This window comes from Pseudomonas guariconensis (assembly GCF_040822035.1).
GTDB classification, from domain to species: domain Bacteria; phylum Pseudomonadota; class Gammaproteobacteria; order Pseudomonadales; family Pseudomonadaceae; genus Aquipseudomonas; species Aquipseudomonas guariconensis.
In genome coordinates, this window is record NZ_CP162012.1 from 2,271,264 (window position 1) to 2,291,248 (window position 19,985).

17 protein-coding genes are annotated in these 19,985 nt (G+C 64.5%); 6 read left to right on the forward strand and 11 right to left on the reverse strand.

The window, feature by feature from the left end; all coding sequences use genetic code 11:
* Positions 1 to 41 precede the first annotated feature (41 nt).
* Together AB1N67_RS10440 and AB1N67_RS10445 are read left to right on the forward strand one after the other, a co-directional pair.
* On the forward strand, positions 42 to 314 hold the full coding sequence (locus AB1N67_RS10440; protein ID WP_043213683.1) for a DUF2790 domain-containing protein: 273 nt from the start codon (positions 42 to 44) through the stop codon (positions 312 to 314).
* Positions 304 to 834, forward strand: a complete 531-nt coding sequence (locus AB1N67_RS10445) for a thioredoxin family protein (RefSeq protein WP_052352489.1) — start codon at positions 304 to 306, stop codon at positions 832 to 834. The genes AB1N67_RS10440 and AB1N67_RS10445 overlap by 11 nt, the downstream gene beginning before the upstream one ends.
* 31 nt (positions 835 to 865) lie before the next feature.
* Here AB1N67_RS10445 and AB1N67_RS10450 read toward each other — a convergent pair whose 3' ends face one another.
* Together AB1N67_RS10450 and AB1N67_RS10455 are read right to left on the reverse strand one after the other, a co-directional pair.
* On the reverse strand, positions 866 to 2,011 hold the full coding sequence (locus AB1N67_RS10450; RefSeq protein WP_102082334.1) for an MFS transporter: 1,146 nt from the start codon (positions 2,009 to 2,011) through the stop codon (positions 866 to 868).
* A gap of 107 nt (positions 2,012 to 2,118) precedes the next feature.
* The gene (locus AB1N67_RS10455; RefSeq protein ID WP_043213679.1) at positions 2,119 to 3,801 is read right to left on the reverse strand and encodes an amidohydrolase; all 1,683 of its coding nucleotides are present in this window, start codon (positions 3,799 to 3,801) and stop codon (positions 2,119 to 2,121) included.
* A 232-nt stretch (positions 3,802 to 4,033) separates the two neighbouring features.
* Here AB1N67_RS10455 and AB1N67_RS10460 point away from each other — a divergent pair, with 232 nt between their 5' ends.
* Positions 4,034 to 4,657 carry a TetR/AcrR family transcriptional regulator gene (locus AB1N67_RS10460; RefSeq protein ID WP_043213676.1) on the forward strand — a complete coding sequence of 208 codons (624 nt, stop codon included), beginning with the start codon at positions 4,034 to 4,036 and terminating at the stop codon, positions 4,655 to 4,657.
* 51 nt (positions 4,658 to 4,708) lie between these two features.
* On the opposite strand, the gene AB1N67_RS10465 is transcribed toward AB1N67_RS10460, so the two are convergent.
* The gene (locus AB1N67_RS10465) at positions 4,709 to 5,557 is read right to left on the reverse strand and encodes a shikimate dehydrogenase (protein ID WP_250034844.1); all 849 of its coding nucleotides are present in this window, start codon (positions 5,555 to 5,557) and stop codon (positions 4,709 to 4,711) included.
* Positions 5,554 to 6,003, reverse strand: coding sequence for a type II 3-dehydroquinate dehydratase (gene aroQ, locus AB1N67_RS10470; RefSeq protein WP_043213671.1), 450 nt, complete (start codon positions 6,001 to 6,003; stop codon positions 5,554 to 5,556). Before aroQ ends, AB1N67_RS10465 begins: the two co-directional genes overlap by 4 nt.
* 226 nt (positions 6,004 to 6,229) lie before the next feature.
* On the opposite strand from aroQ, the gene AB1N67_RS10475 reads away from it, so the two are divergent.
* The 3 genes from AB1N67_RS10475 to AB1N67_RS10485 are packed head-to-tail and all read left to right on the forward strand — an operon-like array spanning position 6,230 to position 11,899.
* The gene (locus AB1N67_RS10475; RefSeq protein WP_367863781.1) at positions 6,230 to 7,471 is read left to right on the forward strand and encodes a TolC family protein; all 1,242 of its coding nucleotides are present in this window, start codon (positions 6,230 to 6,232) and stop codon (positions 7,469 to 7,471) included.
* A 58-nt stretch (positions 7,472 to 7,529) separates the two neighbouring features.
* Entirely contained in the window at positions 7,530 to 8,744 is a 1,215-nt protein-coding gene (locus AB1N67_RS10480; protein ID WP_367863782.1) for an efflux RND transporter periplasmic adaptor subunit, read from the forward strand.
* A 14-nt stretch (positions 8,745 to 8,758) separates the two neighbouring features.
* Positions 8,759 to 11,899 carry an efflux RND transporter permease subunit gene (locus AB1N67_RS10485; protein WP_367863783.1) on the forward strand — a complete coding sequence of 1,047 codons (3,141 nt, stop codon included), beginning with the start codon at positions 8,759 to 8,761 and terminating at the stop codon, positions 11,897 to 11,899.
* Between the two features lie 31 nt (positions 11,900 to 11,930).
* Here the strand turns inward: AB1N67_RS10485 and AB1N67_RS10490 are convergent, their stop codons facing one another.
* The 7 genes from AB1N67_RS10490 to AB1N67_RS10520 form a co-directional block, all read right to left on the reverse strand.
* A complete protein-coding gene (locus tag AB1N67_RS10490; RefSeq protein WP_090342257.1) occupies positions 11,931 to 13,259 on the reverse strand; it encodes an MFS transporter in 1,329 nt (442 codons plus the stop codon).
* 179 nt (positions 13,260 to 13,438) lie between these two features.
* On the reverse strand, positions 13,439 to 14,146 hold the full coding sequence (locus AB1N67_RS10495) for a hypothetical protein (RefSeq protein WP_145997246.1): 708 nt from the start codon (positions 14,144 to 14,146) through the stop codon (positions 13,439 to 13,441).
* Positions 14,147 to 14,338: 192 nt separating this feature from the next.
* On the reverse strand, positions 14,339 to 16,489 hold the full coding sequence (locus AB1N67_RS10500; protein WP_182818832.1) for a TonB-dependent siderophore receptor: 2,151 nt from the start codon (positions 16,487 to 16,489) through the stop codon (positions 14,339 to 14,341).
* 68 nt (positions 16,490 to 16,557) lie between these two features.
* Positions 16,558 to 16,965 carry a DUF2946 domain-containing protein gene (locus AB1N67_RS10505; protein WP_043215091.1) on the reverse strand — a complete coding sequence of 136 codons (408 nt, stop codon included), beginning with the start codon at positions 16,963 to 16,965 and terminating at the stop codon, positions 16,558 to 16,560.
* Between the two features lie 78 nt (positions 16,966 to 17,043).
* Complete coding sequence (locus AB1N67_RS10510; protein ID WP_043215089.1) at positions 17,044 to 17,817, reverse strand: ParA family protein; 774 nt, start codon at positions 17,815 to 17,817, stop codon at positions 17,044 to 17,046.
* A 119-nt stretch (positions 17,818 to 17,936) separates the two neighbouring features.
* Positions 17,937 to 18,287: a hypothetical protein gene (locus tag AB1N67_RS10515; RefSeq protein WP_090342268.1), complete on the reverse strand. Its 351-nt coding sequence runs from the start codon at positions 18,285 to 18,287 to the stop codon at positions 17,937 to 17,939.
* Between the two features lie 81 nt (positions 18,288 to 18,368).
* Positions 18,369 to 19,943 (reverse strand): sensor domain-containing diguanylate cyclase, encoded by a 1,575-nt coding sequence (locus AB1N67_RS10520; RefSeq protein ID WP_090342271.1) that lies wholly within the window; start codon positions 19,941 to 19,943, stop codon positions 18,369 to 18,371.
* Positions 19,944 to 19,985 lie beyond the last annotated feature (42 nt).

The window sequence follows — 19,985 nt, forward strand, 5'->3', positions numbered from 1 at the left end:
GGAAGACTCCCCACCGCATAAACACTCGCAGGAGAGATGCCATGACCACCAAGACTTTTGCCATCGCCGCCTTGTTTGCCTTGTCCAGTTTGGGCGCCATCGGTGCCCAGGCAAGCCCGCAACCGATGCAGGACAACGTGATGCAATACCGCTATGGCGATCATCTGGATATCCAGAAAGTACTCTCTACCCAGGACGACCAGGCCAACGCCTGTGGCGTGGTCACCACCCGCATGGATTACCTGGACTCCCACGGCCAGCGTCAGAGCGTCGAGTACCGTACCTACGCCACCGGCGGCTGCCATGAAAATTGACCGGCGCATGCTGATCAAGGTCGGCGGGTTGGGCATGGGCCTGGTTGGGCTTGGCCTGGCCGGTTACCTGGCGGCGCGGGACGGGCAGGGCGCCATGCCTTCGCTGGCCGGCGCCAGCCAGTGGCTGAACTCGGCGCCGCTGGATGCCCCGGCGCTCAAGGGCAAGGTGGTACTGGTGGATTTCTGGACCTGGGATTGCGTCAACTGCCAGCGCAGCCTGCCCTATGTCAACGACTGGTCTCGGCGCTATGCCGACCAAGGGCTGGTGGTGATCGGGGTGCATACGCCGGAATACGACTATGAGCATGATCTGGGCACCCTGCGCCAGAAGGTGGCCAGTCTAGGCATCGGTTATCCGGTAGCGGTGGACAACGACTACCGGATCTGGAACGCCTGGGGCAACCAGTTCTGGCCAGCCCATTACTTCATTGACCGTCAGGGACAGGTGCGCCATGTGCATTACGGCGAAGGCGGCTATGACGGTCAGGAGAAGGTGATACAGGCGTTGCTGGCTGAGTGACCGCGTATCTTGGGGCGCTTGGCGCCCCTTTTCATAGGGCCTTCTGCCGCTCGCGCATGCCCGCCATGCACTTGAGCAGAAAACCGATGGTCACCGCACTGGCTGCGGTGATGAAGATCGAAGGCTTTCCGGTCACCTGCAACAGCATCGAGATGAACGCTGGCGCAACTGCAGCCGCACTGGCCAGCGTGATCGGCACCAGTGGGGTGAACTGGCCTTGGGGGTCGTTGGTGGCGATGGCGCCCATGTAGTAGCTCAACGCCAGGGCCCAGCCGAAGTTCAGGATGAACAGCGCCACGAACAGGCTGATCGCGCTCGGTGTACCCCCGGCGAGCAGGACGATGGCCAACAGCACCAGCAACGAGCCAAGGCCGATCATCGGCCCGCGGCTGACCCGTGCCCCCAACAGGCTCGGCAGACCCGAGCCAGGCAGGCCGCCCAGCACGCCCATGCCGAATGCCCAACCCACCTCCACGGCGCTCAGGCCTTGGTCATGCCCCAGCTGATCGAGGAAGCCCCAGACGCTGTAGATCGCCAGTTGCAGGAACAACATACCCAGCAATGAATAGCGGCCGATGCGCGCCGATCCCTGACCGCTGGCGGCCAGCACGGTGCCGCGGGTGACGGCGTGGCAGACCGGTAAGGCGATGCAACTGACGCTGATCAGGCCGAACCAGCCCGCCATCGAGGCGATTGCCAGCGAACTGCCGAACGCTTCGGCCACCAGCGGCAGAGTGGCGGCTGAGAACGCGAAGATGCCTGTCTGCAGGAACAGCACCAGGCCAAAGGAGCGGTCCTGTCCCGGCAGGCGGCCGAGGTCGTTGAGGGCATTGGCGTACAACAGGCCCCCGCCAATCCCCGCGAGCAGGCGCCAGGCAAGTACCGGGGTGAAGCTGGCGCTTTGCGCCGTGAACAGATTACAGGCCAGCGCCAGCAGCGCGGCCAGTAGATAGACGCGGCGCTGGCTACCTTGCCGAGCCAACAAGGGGCTAAGCAGGGTACCCAAGACCAGGCCACCCATTTCCATGGCGATCACCAGGCCTTGCTGGCTGAGGGAAAGGGCCAGGCGTTCGGCCAGCAGGCCGATGAACATGGGTTGAACGCCAATTACGATGATGGCCGTGCTGGCGATGAAGATCAGAGAAGCACGCTGGAGCCGGGAATTGTTGTTGTGCATTGTGGGGTCCCGATGAATGAAATGGCTGATGCGTGTCGCAGTGGAGCGCCCCGCAGCCCGCGCGTTGGCGCGACACTGCGAAGCGGCTTGGGACGAAGGGCCTGGGCTCAGGTCAGGGCGCGGCTCAGCTGGTCATGGGTGACTTGGCCGTTCATCAGGGTCAGCAGAACCTCGGTCTTGCCGATCTGGTAGCGGTCCAGCTCGAACAAGTCCTGTTCCAGAATGATGATGTCCGCGCGCTTGCCTTCGCTGATCGAGCCGATCTCTTTCTCCAGGCCCAACTGGTAGGCGCCATTGATGGTGTAGGCGGCGATCAGCTGGGGGATGCTCAGCTTCTCGTGGATGTCCGGCATCACCGGGGCATCGGGCTCGCCCGCCAACTGCCGGGTATGGCCGGACTCGATGTGCTCCACCGGTCGATGCTGGCAGCGGCACTGGCAGGCCAGCCCGTCCATGCCGATGGACACGGTCACGCCCTGTTCGATGAAGCTGCGGAACTTGTACATCGAGGCCCAGCGCTGCGGGCCATAGGACTTCTGGATCGCCTGGGTATAGGCGTCGACCACACCCCACTGCAGCTGGGTATTGGCCATTACGCCGATGCGGCGAAAACGCGGGATGTCGTCCGGGTGGGTGAGGAACGCGTGGGTGATCACATGGCGACGGTCACGTGGCGGGTTGCTCGCGCTGACACGCTCGAACACATCCAAGGCCATGCGCACGGCGCCATCGCCCACGGCGTGGACCATCACATCGATGCCGTTGAGGTCGGCCTCGCGCACGTGCCGCTCGAAGGTTTCCTCCGGCATGGTGGTGCTGCCGCAGCTGTGCGGCTTGTCACAGTAGGGCTCGAGCAGGTAGGCGGTGTGGTTCATCTCGGTGCCGTCGAGCATCAGTTTCAGCGCCTGGGCCTTGACCAGAGGGCTTGCGTACTCAGCGCGCAGGGCCTTGAGACTGGCCACCGGGTCCGGGTCGGTGCCCATGTCGATGTAGCTGCCGACCACCCGGAGCTTGAGGCGTTGCTCGTCTTCCAGGCGCATCAGGGTCTGGTACAGCAGCGACTGATCGCCGCTCGGGTCGAGGAAGCCTGCGTCGAACACGGTGGTGATGCCGGCGGCGACTAGTTTCTCCTGCCACAAGGCGATCGAGCGCAGGTACAGATCGATGCCGACAGGCAGATAACCCAGGTCGCTCAGGCGCTGCATCAGTAGCGAATAGGCCGCGCCATCGACGATCAGGCCGGTGGGTTCGCCGGTGTGCGGGTCCTTCTCGAACCAGCTGGCGCCTTCTTCCACCGGTGGCGTGTCACGGTCGATGCCTGCCAGCTCCAGGGCCTTGGAGTTGACCCACATGGAATGGTAGTCGGTGGACAACAGGCACACTGGCTTGTCGGCACAGATCGCGTCCAGGGTTTCGCGGCGCAGCATGTCCCCAGGCACCAAGGCCTGGACCCAACCCATGCCGGTGATGGCCTTCTCGTTGGGGTTCTCGTCCACGTAGCGCTTGAGCGCAGCCAGCACCTGATGGGGGTCTTCATGGTTGACGAAGGCCTGATGGGCGAACGCGGTGGTGGAAAAGTGCCAGTGGGATTCGACGAAACCTGGCAGCACCAACTTGCCCTGGGCGTCGAGCATGCGGGTGGCAGGGCCCTTGAAAGCCAGCACGCTTCGGTCGTCGCCGACATGCACGATACGCTCGCCGCGCACCGCCACGGCGCTGGCCCAGGGGCGGTGCGGATCGACGGTGTAGATACGGGCGTGGTGGATGATCAGGTCGGCATGTTCAGTCATGGCGGTACTCGTGGGGCTGGGCGAGGGAGGGCCGCGGACGACAGGCGAGGGTAGGCATTGCAAGGCTCCCGCTGGTTGTTGTTGTCGGGCAGGGTGCGGCCGGTACGGCGTGGTCGGTCGATCACGTGGAAATATTTTTTAATCCATAAAAACTTTTAGTCAATAAAATTTTTAATCGAATGAGTTTGCCGTTATGCTGGGCGCCCACCCGCCAACGCCAGCCAGGAGAGCCATGAGCGGATTGCGCGAACAACAAAAGGCCCTGCGCCGCCAGGCCATCAGTCAGTCGGCCCTTAGCCTGTTCGAGAGCCAAGGGTTCCAGACCACCACCATGGAGCAGATCGCCCGTTCGGCGGCGGTCTCGGTGCCTACGGTCTTCGCCTATTTCGGCAGCAAGCAGGAGATCCTTCTGGAGAAACTGCGCGAGGCGGATCACCGCGCCATCAGCGCCGCGCGCCAGCGCATCCCCGAGCTGGACGACCCGATCGACACCATTTGCTATTTCGAGCGTTGCCTGACCGAGTTCGCCTTCGAGGTGCTGTCGCCTGCGTTGTGGCGCGAGATCCTGCCCCAAGTGATTGCGCTGCTTGGGCCTGATCAGTCGGCGTTGCCTGCGCCCTACAAGCGGGTCAACGATGCGTTGGTGAGCGAGATCGCTGCGCTGTTGGACGAGCTGCGCGGGCTGGGCAAGTTACGCGCCGATCTGGATGTCGACTATGCCGCCTTCATGCTCAACGACTATGGGCACCTGCAACTGCTGCGCCTGTGCCGCAGCGAGCCCATGGACTTGGAGCGGTACTGGCGCGAGGTGCGTGAATCGACTGCGTTCATGGTGCGTGGGATGCTGCCCGCCTGATGACGTGCAATCTGCTTCGCGGGTACGGCGATGTACCCGCGAGCAGGTACCTCACCCCAGGCGTGCGAAATGCGCTTGCATGCGCCCGGCATCGGCGGTTCGGCCGGTGAACAGCTCGAATGCCTTGACTGCCTGGAATACCGCCATGCTGCTGCCATCGAGCGTGCGACATCCCAGCGCCCGGGCATGGCGCAGCAGCTCGGTTTCCAGCGGGAAATAAATGATTTCGGCCACCCACAGCCGGGCATGCAGCAGCGCCACGGGCAGGGGTGTGCCGGGCAGCTTGGCCATGCCCACCGGGGTGGTGTTGACCAGCCCGTCCGCCGTAGCCATGGCGGCGGCCAGGTCCGTGCCGAGTGACGCCCGGCCTTCGCCGAAGCGGGCGCTGAGGTTGCCCACCAGCGCCTGGGCGCGCGCGCTGTCCACATCGAACAGCACCAAATGGCGTACGCCTTCACCAAGCAGCGCATGAGCCACCGCCGAGCCCGCGCCGCCGGCGCCCATCTGTACCACCTGGTCACGTGCCACATCCGGCAGGCCCCGGCGCAGGCCTTCGGCAAAGCCCAGGCAGTCGGTGTTGTGGCCGACCCGCTTGCCATCTTTGAGCACGACAGTGTTCACCGCACCGATGCCTTCAGCCTCTTGCGACAGCTCATCGAGCAGCGGCAGGATCGCCTGCTTGAACGGGTAGGTGATGTTGAGGCCGGTAAACCCGGTGCGCTGGGCCGCATCCAGCAGGCCGGGCAAAGCGCTGTCATCCAGGCCCAGCTGGTCGGCGTCGATCAACCGGTACAGGTAGCGCAAGGCTTGGGCGTCGCCCTCGTGCTCGTGCAGCGCTGGGGTCCGCGAGGCTTGGATACCACGGCCGATCAGCCCGGCCAGGACAGTGTTCGGGTTCATCCGCGTGGCTCCTTGAGCAGTTGGGCGAAATGCGTCAGGGCCAGGCGGTAGCCGTGGCTGCCAAGGCCACAGATCACGCCCACGGCGATCGATGACACGAAGGAGAGGTGACGGAACGGCTCGCGCTTGTGCACGTTGGAAAGGTGCACCTCGATGACTGGCAACTCGCTCGCCGCCAAGGCATCGCGAATGGCTACCGACGTGTGTGTCCAGGCGCCGGGATTGATCAGAATGCCGGCACAGCGTCCGCGTGCGGCGTGTGTCCAGTCGATCAGCTCGCCTTCATGGTTGGTCTGGCGAAATTCGATTTCCAGGCCGAGCGCGTGTGCGCAGTCGGCACAGCCTTGGGCCAGGTCGGCGAGGGTTTCCTGGCCATACTGGTCGGGTTCGCGGGTGCCGAGCAGGTTCAAGTTGGGGCCGTTGAGCACGAGGATTCGGGGCGTCATGGCGGGGCATCGCTTTGTTGTTTTTGGATGCCTCGATATATGTACCACCTGGTTAGTTTCGTCAATTTCCTTCGTTTGCCCCGCAGCGAATGTGTGCGGTTATCGGATAGTGTCGTCCTTCGGCCTCCCTTTCAAAATTGTAATTTTGCCGCCACCGAGCCGATAGGCGGCGCTCTTTACAGTCCCTCGCCATGCTTTCCGACGCTTGCCGACGAGGACTTCAAACGTGCCGCGCAACCGGTTCATCCCCCGCAGTACCGCCTTGTTCTGTCTACTGCTGGCTGGCCTCGCTGCGCCCAGCCTGCGCGCTGAGCAGCGCCTGAGCCTGCCCCAGGCGATCGAGGCCGCCTTCGCCCAGAACCCCGACCTTGCTGCCGCCGGCCGCGAAATCGGTATCGCCGAAGGTGAGCGGCGCCAGGCGGGGCTACTGCCCAACCCAGAGTTGTCCTGGGAAGCCGAGGACACCCGCCGCGATACCCGAACGACCACCGTGACCCTCAGCCAGGCCCTGGAACTGGGCGGCAAGCGCGGCGCACGCATCGACGTGGCCGCCGCCGGCCAGAGCGTCGCCCAGCTGGAGTGGGAGCGCCAGCGCAATGGCCTGCGTGCCGATGTGGTGCAGGCCTTCCATGCCGCCTTGCGCGCCCAGACCGCCCTGGAGTTGGCGCAGCAATCCCAGGCCTTGACCGAGCGCGGCCTGCGGGTCGTGCAAGGGCGGGTGAAGGCGGGACAGTCCTCGCCGGTCGAGGCCACCCGCGCCCAGGTTCAGCTGGCCCAGGCGCAGGCGCAGGTGCGCCGTGCCGAGTCGCAGCGCGTCGTCGCCAATCAGTCTTTGGCGCGGCTGACCGGCAGCCCGCAGGCGGCCTTCGCTCGCCTGGATACGAGCCAGCTGTCGCCGGGCCCGGCACCTCGCGCCCAGACCTTGCTCGACAAGGTGTCGCAAACCGCCGAGTGGCGCCTGGCAGAAGCGCAGATCCAGAGAGGGGAGGCGTCCCTCGGCTCGGAAAAAGCCAAGCGCATCCCCGACCTGACCGTGAGCCTGGGCAGCCAGTACAGCCGTGAGGAGCGTGAACGGGTCAACGTGGTCGGTCTGTCCATGCCCCTGCCGTTGTTCGACCGCAACCAGGGCAATGTGCTGGCTGCCGCGCGCCGCGCCGACCAGGCCCGTGACCTGCGCAACGCCGTGCAGTTGCGCCTGCACAGCGACATCCGCAGCGCCGTCAGCCAGTGGGCGTCGGCAATGCAGGAGGTGCAGGCCTATGACCGCACCATCCTGCCTTCGGCGCAGCAGGCTGTGGACACCGCCACCCGTGGTTTCGAGATGGGCAAGTTCGCCTTCCTCGATGTGCTCGATGCCCAGCGCACGCTGATCGAGGCACGTGGGCTGTACCTGGAGGCCCTGGCCTCGGCAACCGATGCCCGTGCTCAGGTCGAGCGCATCTACGGCGACCTTGGCCCAGACCGTTGACCGAGGCCTGTCTTGCCCGTCTGCACCGATGCCATCGGCAATCCCTTTAGGAGCAACCATGCAAAACACCCGCAAACTCGCCATCCTGGCTGCTGCCATCGCCATGTTCGGCCTGGGCGGCCTGGCCTGGACCCAATCCATCGGCCAGGCTCCTCAAGACACCCAGGGCGAAAACAACCCTACCCATGACAGCCCGCAGCAAGACGATGGTCATGCTCACGCCGAGGGTGGCGATGAAGGGCATGAGGAACAGGAGGGCAGCCTGCACCTGTCCGCCACCCAGATCGAAGCCGCTGGTGTGCAGTTGGTCGCTGCCGCGCCGATGACCTTGGGCACCGCTATCAGCTTCCCTGGCGAGATCCGCTTCGACGAGGACCATACCGCTCATGTAGTGCCCCGTGTGCCCGGGGTGGTGGAATCGGTGCACGCCGACCTGGGCCAGCCAGTCAAGCGTGGACAAGTCCTGGCGGTGATCGCCAGCCAGCAGATCTCCGATCTGCGCAGCGAGCAGCAGGCTGCCCAGCGCCGCGTGGAACTGGCGCGGTTGACCTTCAAGCGCGAACAACAGCTGTGGCAGGAACGTATCAGTGCCGAACAGGACTACCTGCAAGCCCGCCAGGCCTTGCAGGAGGCCGAAATCGCGCTGACCAACGCCCAGCAGAAAGTCGCCGCCGTCGCTCCGGCCGGCGCAGGCAATCGCTACGAGCTGCGCGCCCCCTTCGACGCCGTGGTGGTGGAGAAGCACCTGACCGTCGGCGAAGTGGTCGACGAGACCAGCAACGCCTTCACCCTCTCGGATCTGAGCCGGGTCTGGGCCACCTTTTCGGTCACCCCGCGTGACTTGAGCCGGGTCACGACCGGGCGGACGGTCACCGTGAGCGCGCCGGATCTGGGGGCTCAGGTCCAAGGCCAGGTCAACTATGTGGGCAGTCTGCTGGGCGAGCAAAGCCGCGCAGCCACTGCCCGTGCCACCTTGGCCAATCCCAACGGCGCCTGGCGTCCGGGGCTGTTCGTCAACATCGCGGTGAACGTCGAGCGCTTCGATGCCGCCGTGGTGGTACCAGAGGCAGCGCTGCAAACGTGGGAGGAACAGACCGTCGTGTTCGCCCGCACCGACGAGGGTTTCCAGGCCCGCCCGGTGAAAACCGGCCGACGCGACGCAGGCCAGGTGGAAATCACCGACGGCCTGGCGGCCGGCACCCAGGTGGCGGCCGCTGGCAGCTTCGTTCTCAAGTCTGAGCTCGGCAAGGGCTCGGCCGAGCACAGCCACTGACTGGGGACCTCTTCATGTTCGAACGCCTGATCCAATTTGCTATCGAGCAGCGCCTGGTGGTGATGCTCGCGGTGGTGCTGATGGCTGCCGTCGGCATCAACAGCTACCAGAAGCTGCCGATCGATGCGGTGCCGGATATCACCAATGTCCAGGTGCAGATCAACACGGCCGCGCCCGGCTACTCGCCGCTGGAGACCGAGCAGCGCATCACCTTTGCCATCGAGACCGCCATGGCCGGCCTGCCGGGGCTCAAGCAGACTCGCTCGCTGTCGCGCTCGGGGCTGTCCCAGGTGACGGTGATCTTCGAAGACAGCACCGACATCTTCTTCGCCCGCCAGTTGGTCAATGAGCGCCTGCAGGTGGCCCGCGAGCAGTTGCCCGCCGGCATCGAAGCGGCCATGGGGCCGATCTCCACCGGGCTGGGTGAGATCTTCCTGTGGACCGTCGAGGCCGAGCCAGGGGCGCTCAAGGACGACGGCACGCCCTATACGGCGACTGACCTGCGGGTGATCCAGGACTGGATCATCAAGCCACAACTGCGCAACGTGCCGGGCGTGGCCGAGGTCAACTCCATCGGCGGCCATGCCAAGCAATACCTGATCGCTCCGGACCCAAAACGTTTGGCGGCCTACAAACTCACGCTCAACGATCTGATCGGCGCTTTGGAACGCAACAACGCCAACGTCGGCGCCGGCTACATCGAGCGCAACGGCGAGCAACTGCTGATCCGCGCCCCGGGTCAGGTGGCTTCGGCTGAGGACATTGCGAACATCGTCATTTCCAGTGTCGACGGCGCGCCGATCCGCGTCAGCCATGTCGCCCAAGTAGGCCTGGGCCAGGAGCTGCGCTCCGGTGCGGCCACCGAGAACGGCCGCGAAGTGGTGTTGGGCACGGTGTTCATGTTGATCGGCGAGAACAGTCGCACGGTGTCCCAGGCGGTGGCGCGCAAGCTGGCCGACATTAACCGCACGCTGCCCAAGGGGGTGATGGCCGTGACGGTCTACGACCGCACCAACCTCGTGGAAAAGGCCATCGCCACGGTCAAGAAGAACTTGGTGGAGGGCGCGATCCTGGTGATCGCGGTCTTGTTCCTGTTCCTGGGCAATATCCGCGCGGCGTTGATCACCGCGATGGTCATTCCGCTGTCGATGCTGTTCACCTTCACCGGCATGTTCAACAACAAGGTCAGCGCCAACCTTATGAGCCTCGGGGCCTTGGACTTTGGCATCATCGTCGACGGCGCGGTGGTGATCGTCGAGAACGCCATCCGCCGACTGGCCCACGCCCAGCAGCGCCACGGCCGCATGCTGACCCGCGCCGAGCGCTTCCATGAGGTGTTCGCTGCCGCCCGCGAAGCGCGCCGACCGCTGATCTATGGCCAGCTGATCATCATGGTGGTGTACTTGCCGATCTTTGCCCTGACCGGCGTCGAGGGCAAGATGTTCCACCCCATGGCGTTCACGGTGGTGATGGCCTTGCTGGGGGCGATGATCCTTTCGGTGACCTTCGTGCCTGCGGCCATTGCCCTGTTCGTCACCGGCAAGGTCAAGGAAGAAGAGGGCGTTGTGATGCGCACCGCCCGCCAGCGCTATGCATCTGTCCTGGCCTGGGTCCTGCGCCAGCGCACGCTGGCCTTCGCCGGCGCCGCCTTGCTGGTGGTGTTGTCCGGTGCATTGGCCAGCCGCATGGGCAGCGAGTTCATCCCCAGCCTCAGCGAGGGCGACTTCGCCCTCCAGGCCCTGCGGGTACCGGGTACGAGCCTGAGCCAGTCGGTGCAGATGCAGCAGCGCCTGGAACAGATCATCATCGCCCAGGTGCCGGAGGTGGAGCGGGTATTCGCCCGCACTGGCACTGCCGAGATCGCCTCTGACCCGATGCCGCCGAACATCTCCGATGCCTATGTGATGCTCAAACCGCGCGAGCAATGGGCCGATCCCGGCAAGCCGCGCGAAGCGCTGATCGCCGAAGTACAGCGTGCCGCGGCCAGTGTGCCGGGCAGCAACTACGAGTTGTCCCAGCCGATCCAGTTACGATTCAACGAGCTGATTTCCGGCGTGCGCAGCGATGTGGCGGTGAAAGTGTTCGGCGATGACATGGACGTGCTCAACCGGATCGCCGCGCAGATCGCCGCTAGCTTGCAACAAGTGCCGGGCGCCTCCGAGGTCAAGGTGGAGCAGACCACCGGCCTGCCGGTGCTGACCATCGACATCGATCGCGACAAGGCCGCCCGTTACGGCCTGAACGTGGGGGATGTGCAAGACGCCATTGCCATCGCCGTCGGTGGCCGTACCGCCGGTACCCTGTACGAAGGCGACCGACGCTTCGACATGGTGGTGCGCTTGTCCGAAACATTGCGCACCGATGTCGACGGGCTGTCGGGCCTGCTGATCCCCGTTCCGGCCAGCAGCGCCGCGGGAGCTGCGCAAATCGGGTTCATCCGGCTGTCGCAGTTGGCCACGTTGAATTTGCAATTGGGGCCGAACCAGGTCAGCCGTGAGGATGGCAAGCGGGTGGTGGTGGTCAGCGCGAACGTGCGTGGTCGTGACCTGGGTTCGTTCGTCGAACAGGCCGAGCAACGGCTGATCGACGAGGTGCAGATTCCAGCGGGCTACTGGACCCGCTGGGGTGGCCAGTTCGAGCAGTTGCAGTCGGCGACCGAGCGCCTGCAGGTGGTGGTGCCGGTTGCATTGCTGCTGGTGATGGCGTTGCTGCTGATGATGTTCAACAACCTCAAGGACGGCTTGCTGGTGTTCACCGGCATCCCGTTCGCCTTGACCGGCGGTGTGTTGGCGCTGTGGCTACGGGACATCCCGCTGTCGATTTCCGCCGGGGTCGGGTTCATCGCGTTGTCCGGGGTCGCGGTACTCAACGGACTGGTGATGATCGCCTTCATCCGCAACCTGCGTGAGGAAGGGCGCACGCTGCATGCGGCGATCGAGGAAGGGGCACTGACTCGCCTGCGACCGGTACTGATGACCGCTCTGGTGGCCTCGCTGGGGTTCATCCCCATGGCCCTGGCCACCGGGACCGGCGCCGAGGTGCAGCGACCGCTGGCGACCGTGGTGATTGGCGGCATCCTGTCGTCCACCGCCTTGACCTTGCTGGTGCTGCCGGCGTTGTACCAGTGGGCGCACCGGCGTGAGGAGGCGGCTTGAGCCGCCCCACACGCCGCACTTTGCTCAATCGCTAGGGTATCGCGCGCGCAGGCTGGCGCTCGCCGGCGTCCTCGTGCAGAGAGATCCGCGAGGTCTCCGGCAGTGCCAAGCCGCCCACCAGCGCCACCAATGCGATCACCACCAGGTAAAAGGCCGGCGCCAGGCTGCTGCCGGTCTGGCTGATCAGCCAGGTGGCCACCAGAGGCGCGGTGCCGCCGAACAGGGTGTAGGCCACGTTGTAGGTGATCGCCGAGGCGGTGTAGCGGGTGCGGGTCGGGAAGGTCTCCGACAGCAACGCCGCGGTGACCACGCCACTGAGCAAGGCACCGACGGCCAGCAGGATCACCCCCAGCAACGCGCCGGACATCGAGCCGGAACTGGCCAGCCAGTAGGCCGGGAATACCGCCACCATCACCCATAGGCAGGTGAAGCCGATGGTCTTGCGCCGCCCGACCCGGTCGGAGAAGGCGCCGGCCAGCGGGCAGCCGACCGCGGCGAACAGCAGCGCCACGGTGGTCACCAGCAGCGACTGGGCGCGGCTCAGGTTGCCGACCATCTGCAGGTAGGTAGAGAAGTAAGTGGTGAACATGTAGAACGACAGCGCGGTCAGCGAAATGAACGCGCCCAGGTTGCGGATCGCCCTGCCGTGGTGGCGCAGGGTTTGCTTGAGCGGCGAGTGGCTGTGTTCCTTGCCCTCGGCCATGGCCTCGCGAAAGGCTGGGGTTTCCTCCATCCGCCAGCGCAGGTAGAGGCCGACCAGGCCTAAAGGCGCGGCGATCAGGAACGGAACACGCCAGCCCCAACTGCTCATGGCCTCGGGGGTCAGGCTCGCCTCCAGGGTGTAGGCAATCACTGCCGCGCAGGCGAAGGCGGAAAAGGTCGAGACCGGCACGAAGCTGCCGTAGAAGGCCCGTTTGTCCTGCGGTGCATGTTCCATCAGATAGGCGCAGGCGCCGGCGTACTCGCCGCCTGCGGAAAAACCTTGCAGGCATCGCGCCACGGTGAGCAACAGCGGCGCCGCCAGGCCGATGCTGGCGTAGGTCGGCAGCAGGCCGATCAGGGTGGTTGAGCCGGCCATCAACAGGATGGTCAGCGACAGGATGCGCTTGCGACCCAGCCGATCGCCCAGCGCGCCGAACACGATACCGCCCAGCGGTCGCAGGGCGAACGCTACGGCGAATACGGCAAAGGTCTTGAGCAAGGCGACGCTGGCATCTTCGCCTGTGAAGAACAGGCTGGCGATCAGCGTGGCGAGAAAGCCATAGACGGCAAAATCGAACCATTCGACGAAATTGCCGATGGCCGAGGCGGCGATCACCCGGCGCAAGGTGGCGGGGGATACCTCATGGGGTACGGACATTGGGATGTTCTCCGGTCTTCAAAGGCAGCCTGGGCGCAAGTGCCGTGGTCAGGCCACGGCATCGTTGTTGTGAAGACCAGTAGAACGGCAGGCGGGAGGGCGCGCTTTTTCGTGGGCGACATCGGGATACCTGTTTTGGCCTGCAGGGCGCCGGAGGGCGTTCTGTGCAATCGAGACGGCTATTGGCGGCCGACTTTCCAGGGGGCGTATTCAACGACCGCATGATTTTCTGCAGGCGCCTGCGCCTCCAGCATGAAACTAGGCATGTCACGCAGGTCGAGTTGCATGCAGCGACGGCTCAGGTCGGCTTGCAATTGCCCATCCAGGCGAAAGGCATCGGTTCGCTGCGGTACGGGGGCCAGATCAACCAGGCAACCGGTGACTTTGCCCTGGGCGTCGGCCTGGTAGCGGATGACCGCCTGGCCAACGCTGTCGACGGGTTGCTCACGCATCAGTTGCTGCCAGAAAAATGCCTTGCGCGCTTCATGGATCCGCCAGGGGTGATCGCTGGCCAATGTCGGCCAGGGCGCGACTATCACGATGGGGGCAGTGATCTGGACGGTCTCTTCGCCTCCATACAGCTCGCTCGGCACCAAGGGATAAATGGTCTTCCAGCATTGCCGTTCGACTGCGCGGGCCAGAACCGGATAGGCGGAACGGACCACTTCAGCAGGCAGCTTGGCGGCGTACTCCGGTTTGCCGGGCTGGGTTGAACAGGCGACGGGGCGGGACTGGCGATCGAGGGTGACCTTGAGATCGACTGCCCCGCTAAGCTTGCCTTGGGTTGCGGTCGTTACGTCGTTGGCAAGGACAGACTGCATGGCCTCGATAAAGGGCTTCTCGGCTGGGGTGACGGTCGATGCCTGGCAGGCTGCGAGCGAGAGCATGCTTGCCCATAAACACAAGTGGAGCGGGTAGGCGTGTAAGAAAGCGGGTCGCACGGGAACATCCTTGGTCGATAGCCGGAGCGTTCATGCTCCGGCGTAGTGAGAGAGGCGTGCGGGATCTTAAAGGGGTTGAGCAATGGCGGAAAAATACAATGTGTATTGAGATTTTTCCGCCAGCTTTCGGTCCGCCACTCAGAAGCGCAAGTCCATCGCCACCTCGACGGTACGCGGCGCGCCCATGTAGTACTGCCCGCCATACGCCTGTTTGGCATACAGCTCATCGGTGAGGTTGCGCACCCGAGCGGTGAGGGTGGTGTGCGCGTCCAGCCGATAGCGGGCAAAGCTGCCCAGCAATGTGTAGGCCGGCGCTTGCAGGGTGTTGGCGTTGTTGGCGTACACCGAGTCGACGTAGCGCACGTCCACGCCCGCCGACCAAGCCGAGGTGAAGCTATAGGTCAGCCACAGGTTGGCGACGTTGGCTGGCACGTTGACTGGGGTGTTGCCTTTGCGCGAGACCGACTGGCCGCCGGCCGCTTCGTTGAAATCGTCGTATCGGGCATCGACATAAGCGTAGTTGCCCTCGGCCAGCAGCTTGGGCGTGACCTGCAGCCGCCCCGACAGCTCGATGCCGCGGGAAGTCTGCTGGCCAGCCTGGACCATCACGTTGGGGTCGTTGGAATCGCGCACGGCAAAGTCCTTGCGCACGATCTGGTACACCGCCACCGTCGCTGCACCCCTTCCGTCGAGGAAGTCGAACTTGCTGCCAGCCTCCCACTGCTCGCCCTTGGAGAGGTCGAACAGGCCGACGTTGGAGTAGGTCGCTGCGGCCAGCGAGCCGGCGGGCAGGTCGGCCGCGGTGCTGTACTGCATGTAAACGCTCGCAGCAGGTGTCAGCTCGTAAGTCAGGCCGATGCGCCCGCTCAACGGCTCCCAGCGGCGCTCGAAGAAGGCCGGGCTGGTCGGCGAGACAGGACCATAGTTGGTCACTTGCATGTCCAGGTAGTCGTAGCGCAGACCGGTGAGCAGGGCCAGGCGGTCGGTCAGTTGCAGGCGGTTCTCGGCGAACAGGGCGCGGTTGGTCACCTCGTTGTGACGCTGCTTGGTCAGGCCTGCGTTCACGCCGGGGATGTCATCGAAGCTGCCCGGGTCGAAATGCGCTGGATCGACGACATCACGCCAACTACCCGAAGTGGGGTAGAGGGTCTGGCGCATGCGCGAATAGTCCAGGCCCAAGGACCACTGACTGGCGAGGCCCAGCACTTGATCATCGTGGCGCAGTTCGATGCGGTCGCCCAGCAGACGCTGTTCGTGGCGTTGCAGGTAGGGGCTCGAGCGCACCACGTTACCTGCGTCGTTGTAGGCGTAGCTTTCGAGGTTGCGGTAGTCGCGCTGAGCGTTGTAGTGGTACAGGGTGTTCTGCACGCTCGTCGTGTCGCTGATCTGGTAATCGAGGATCGAACGCAGCCAACGAACCCGCTGCTCATAGCGGCCATCGGCGACGTTGTAGTTCTCGAAGCGCCGGCTGCGGTCGATCTTCATCGTGCTGCGCCCGGGCAGGATGGGCGAGCCCCAGTAGGGGCTGTCTTCCTTGTCTTGCTGGTATTCCAGGGCCAGGGTGTGGGTGAGGTCGGGGGCAAGGTCGCTGAGCACGGAGAAGGCCAGGCTGTCGGTCCAGCGTTCGTTGCGGTCCACGTATCCGTTTCCATGGCCACGGCTGAAGTCCAGTCGGGCGAAATGCCGGGCGTCGGCCGGGTTGCTGGCCAGGGCCTGGTTGATGCCGAAGGCGACTTCCGAATCGTCGTAGCTGCCATAGCGCACCCGGCCGTCGAAGGTCTGTTCATCACGGCTGGCCAGCTTGGTGATGGTGTTGATCGAGCCTCCCACGGCGCCTGTGCCATGCAGGAACGACGACGGCCCGCCGATCAGTTCGACCCGGTCGACGACCCAGGCGTCCACCGGGCGGGTGGCGCTGCTGTAGCCCAGGTTGATGCCGTTGTAGAGCTGGGTGACCTGGTTCTGGGTAAAGCCCCGGTAGGACACGAACCCACCGTAGCCCGGATTGGCCGACGCGTTCACGCCGGTCATGGTGTTGAGTACGTCCTGGGTGTCCTTGGCATCACGTTCCTCGATCACGCGGCGGTCCGAAACGCTCACCGAGGCTGGCGTCTGCCGCGCAGTCAGGCCCAATCGGGAGCCGGTCTGGATCGGCTCGTCCAGTTGCACGCCACTGGGTGCCTCGCGTTCGCCATCGATGGTGGTGGCGGTCAGTTCGACGGGGTTGGCACCCGCCCAGGCGTAGCTGCAGGTGCCCATCAGGAGCACCAGGGAAGTATTGCGGATCATGTTGTCAGGGATTCCACGCAAAGGTCATGGCTGGCCACGACCGTGCACGCGAAAGCACCCGGTCGAGGTCAGGCTGAAGTTGCTGCTGCGAGGAAATCGGAGGGGGAGGCGCGAGGGTTGAGGGCAGGGCGCAGGTAGCGCGGTGGCGGTTGCGCCCAGCTGCGCACCACGATCGGCGAGGGCGAATTGCCTTGGGCCTGGGTGAAAGTCCAAGCGCTGCTGGTCAGCGGTACTGCCAGGGCGAAGGAAGAGCACACTGGGCAATCGAGCTGCGCCATGTGCGAGTCGCTGCCGCTGTCGCCTAGGTCGACGGCCGGGCCGTGGTCACTCGACAGCGAGCAGAACCCGCCTTCCAGTCCGGACAGGCGAAGGCCACTCATCTGGCCATGGTGCAGGCCGCACAGCAATAGGCTGAACAGGACGCTGGCATAGAGCGTCCAGGCGGTCAACACACGTGTCCGGCGCAAGGTTTTCATGGCGGCGAATCTACCATTCGGACGAACGGTCGTGATGTGGTGGATTGTCGCAGCATGGCGCCCAGATGCTGCGCCGGTTCAGGCTGCCCGCTCCAGCACATCCAGCAGATCGACGAACTCCTGGGACAAGCGGTGTCGGGGCGCCAGGTGTACAAGCGGCATCGCCGCTTCATGGGATTGGCGCATCTTGATCGAACTGCTCAAGTACACCGGCAGCACCGGCAGCCCCTCGGCGCGCAACTGATCGACCAGGGTTTGGTGCAGGGCCGTACGCCCGGCGAACTGATTGACCACCACCCCTTCGACCACCAAGTTGGCGTTGTGGTCCTGGCGCAGTTCCTCCACTTCCACCAGAACACTGCGTAGCGCCTGGCGCGAAAAACTGTCGCAATCGAACGGGATGAGTAGCCGCTCGGCCGCCACCAGGGCACTGAAGGTATAGAAGTTCAGGGCTGGGGGCGTATCGATGTAGATGCGCTCGTAATCATCCGACAGCTGCACGAGCAATTTGCGTAGCTTGTTGATTTTGAATTTGCTTTCGAGCTTGTGCTGCAGGTCGGTGAGGTCCTGGCTGGCGGTGACCAGGTGCAGGTTGTCGTAGCGTGTTTCGGTGATCGTCACGCGGTGCTTATTGCCGGCCGCCGTGGTGGTCAAGGTCTGGCGGAAGAAATCGGTGATGCCGGCAGGGATTGCATCGTGGGCAAGGCCGGTCAAGTAGTAGGTGGCGTTGGCCTGCGGGTCCAGATCGACCAGCAAGGTTCGATAACCTTCGGCGGCGCTGGCGGCAGCGAGGTTACAGGCGATGCTGGACTTGCCTACACCGCCTTTGTGGTTGAACACGACACGACGCATGGTACTTCATCCCTGATAGGTTGCAGATCGAGGTCAATCCTATGACCGTAAGATGACAGTATTAAGACAAGGCTTGTTACATGTCGGGCAGAGGCCCTGTACTAGAGCAGGTGCAGGCCTCAGGGTGCTTCACGATCATCGTGGATGTCCGAACTGCCCGAGGTGCCGGCGTCATCGACATCGCCGCTGTTGCCGGTGCCCGGGCCTTGGTCGCCCTTGCTGCCTTGGGAGGTGCCGTCGCCGCCGGTGTTGTCGGTGTCGTTGGCATCGGTGCCACCGTTGCCGCTGCCCGTGGCATCACCGGGAGTGCCAGAGCCCATGGCACCGCCGTCGCGATCGATGGTGCCGGTGCCGGGTATCTGCTCGCTGGGAGTGCGTACGGTATTGGCAGTGCCGGCCGCCAGCGCCAAAGGCGCGCTGGCGCCCAGACACAGGGCAAGGCTCAATGAAAGCAGGTGTGGGTGTCTCATGGCACGTCTCCTGGATCAGGTCTGCGTGCATTGGAACCCTCGATGCCAAGGTGGGTGCCGAAACCGCGACGGACGGTGTCCTCAGTCACTGGTCATCACGCGATTGCGCCCGGCCTGCTTGGCCGCGTAGAGCGCCCGGTCGGCGCGGTTGAGGGCTTCGCTGGGCGCCTCGTTGCTGTCTGCTTCCCAACGCGCCACGCCCAGCGAGAGCGTCACCGCACCCACCGGCTCGATGGGGGTATCCTGCACGCCCTTGCGCAAGCGCTCGGCCACGGCGAGGGCGGCTTGCAGGCTGGCGTCGGGCAGTAGCATCAAGAACTCTTCGCCGCCGGTGCGGCACAGCACATCGCCTTCCCGGCAACAGCGGCGCATCAGTTCGGTCAGTCGACGCAGCACCTGGTCGCCCACCTCATGCCCATGGCCATCGTTGACCTGCTTGAAGTGGTCGATGTCCAGTGCCACGACGCAAAAGTCACAGGCTTCAGCCTCCAGCAGCGACAGGCTGAAGTCCAGGTGGCGACGGTTGCCCAGGCCGGTGAGCGGATCGGTCTGGGCTGCCCGGTTGAGCCGGCCGATGCGCTCCTGCAACAGGTTCAAGCCAAACAGCAGCGCTCGCTTGAGCTCGGCGGCTTCGAAGTACCAGGCCTTGACCCGTTGCAAGCCCTCGGCCGTTCCGGGACGGTCCAGGGCGCGTGCACTGGCGGCCAGTTGTTGCAATGGTCGAGTGATGGCCACGGCCAGCCACCAGAGCACCAGGCAGCCCAGCAGGGCCAGCGGCGCGGAAATGCCGACCACATCGAGTATCAGGCGCTTGAGTGGGGCGACGGTTTGCGCCAACGGCTGCTGGGCAACGATGCCCCAGCCCGTGCTGGGCACGGTGGCGAAGCCCGCCAGCATGTCCACGCCGGTGCTGTTGCGCACCTGCTGCGTGCCATTGCCCAGGGCCTCCAGTTCATCGATCAACGCATTGCCTTGGACCACTGTGCCCACGCGCTCGGCATCCGGGTGATAGAGCAGGCGTCGGTTGCGATCGACCACATAGAGGTAGGAGCCATCCTTGTAGAAATGCTCGCCTAGCAGGCTTTTGAGAATGTTGTGCTCGCGCAGGTACAGCGTGCCGCCTACATAACCAAGGTAGCCACCCTTGGCGTCGAAGATAGGTTGCGATAGCACCACTACCAGGTTGCTGGCGGTGGAAAGAAACGGCGTCGACACCAACGCGTGCCGTTCGCGCAGTGCCTGGGTGGCGCCAGGGGTCTGCAGGCGGGCACCGATCATCTTTCGCAGCGGCGCCGGTGAAATGGCCTGCAGGACGCCTTGGGCATCGACCACGAACGTCGAGTTGAAGGCGCTGCTCTGGCGCAGCAGCCGTTGGGTTTCGTTCTGCATCGCCAAAGCATCGTCGAGCTGGCGGCCCTGGACCGAAGCACTGAAGGCCAGTTGTTGCAGGGCGTTACCGAGGAACATCTCGGTGATCGAGGCCAGTTTCGCGGCGTACACCCGATTGGCTTCCAGCGCATGGTCGATCAGCAGCTGGCGCTGCACGCGGTAGCTGGCGAAGTAGCTGGTCAGCAGCATCACGGTGGCGGTGAGTGCCGCAAGTACGAGAATCAGCGTGCGCAGATCCAGGCGCAGGCCTTTCTTGGTGTGTGGCAATCCTGACCTCTTGGGCGGGGAAGAGAAACAACCTTACCTGTT

Excerpts from the sequence above, each read along its gene's own strand:
- AB1N67_RS10440 (WP_043213683.1), top strand. The coding sequence starts at position 42 with ATGACCACCAAGACTTTTGCCATCGCCGCCTTGTTTGCCTTGTCCAGT.
- AB1N67_RS10445 (WP_052352489.1), top strand. The coding sequence starts at position 304 with ATGAAAATTGACCGGCGCATGCTGATCAAGGTCGGCGGGTTGGGCATG.
- AB1N67_RS10450 (WP_102082334.1), bottom strand. The coding sequence starts at position 2,011 with ATGCACAACAACAATTCCCGGCTCCAGCGTGCTTCTCTGATCTTCATC.
- AB1N67_RS10455 (WP_043213679.1), bottom strand. The coding sequence starts at position 3,801 with ATGACTGAACATGCCGACCTGATCATCCACCACGCCCGTATCTACACC.
- AB1N67_RS10460 (WP_043213676.1), top strand. The coding sequence starts at position 4,034 with ATGAGCGGATTGCGCGAACAACAAAAGGCCCTGCGCCGCCAGGCCATC.
- AB1N67_RS10465 (WP_250034844.1), bottom strand. The coding sequence starts at position 5,557 with ATGAACCCGAACACTGTCCTGGCCGGGCTGATCGGCCGTGGTATCCAA.
- aroQ (WP_043213671.1), bottom strand. The coding sequence starts at position 6,003 with ATGACGCCCCGAATCCTCGTGCTCAACGGCCCCAACTTGAACCTGCTC.
- AB1N67_RS10480 (WP_367863782.1), top strand. The coding sequence starts at position 7,530 with ATGCAAAACACCCGCAAACTCGCCATCCTGGCTGCTGCCATCGCCATG.
- AB1N67_RS10485 (WP_367863783.1), top strand. The coding sequence starts at position 8,759 with ATGTTCGAACGCCTGATCCAATTTGCTATCGAGCAGCGCCTGGTGGTG.
- AB1N67_RS10490 (WP_090342257.1), bottom strand. The coding sequence starts at position 13,259 with ATGTCCGTACCCCATGAGGTATCCCCCGCCACCTTGCGCCGGGTGATC.
- AB1N67_RS10495 (WP_145997246.1), bottom strand. The coding sequence starts at position 14,146 with ATGCTCTCGCTCGCAGCCTGCCAGGCATCGACCGTCACCCCAGCCGAG.
- AB1N67_RS10500 (WP_182818832.1), bottom strand. The coding sequence starts at position 16,489 with ATGATCCGCAATACTTCCCTGGTGCTCCTGATGGGCACCTGCAGCTAC.
- AB1N67_RS10505 (WP_043215091.1), bottom strand. The coding sequence starts at position 16,965 with ATGAAAACCTTGCGCCGGACACGTGTGTTGACCGCCTGGACGCTCTAT.
- AB1N67_RS10510 (WP_043215089.1), bottom strand. The coding sequence starts at position 17,817 with ATGCGTCGTGTCGTGTTCAACCACAAAGGCGGTGTAGGCAAGTCCAGC.
- AB1N67_RS10515 (WP_090342268.1), bottom strand. The coding sequence starts at position 18,287 with ATGAGACACCCACACCTGCTTTCATTGAGCCTTGCCCTGTGTCTGGGC.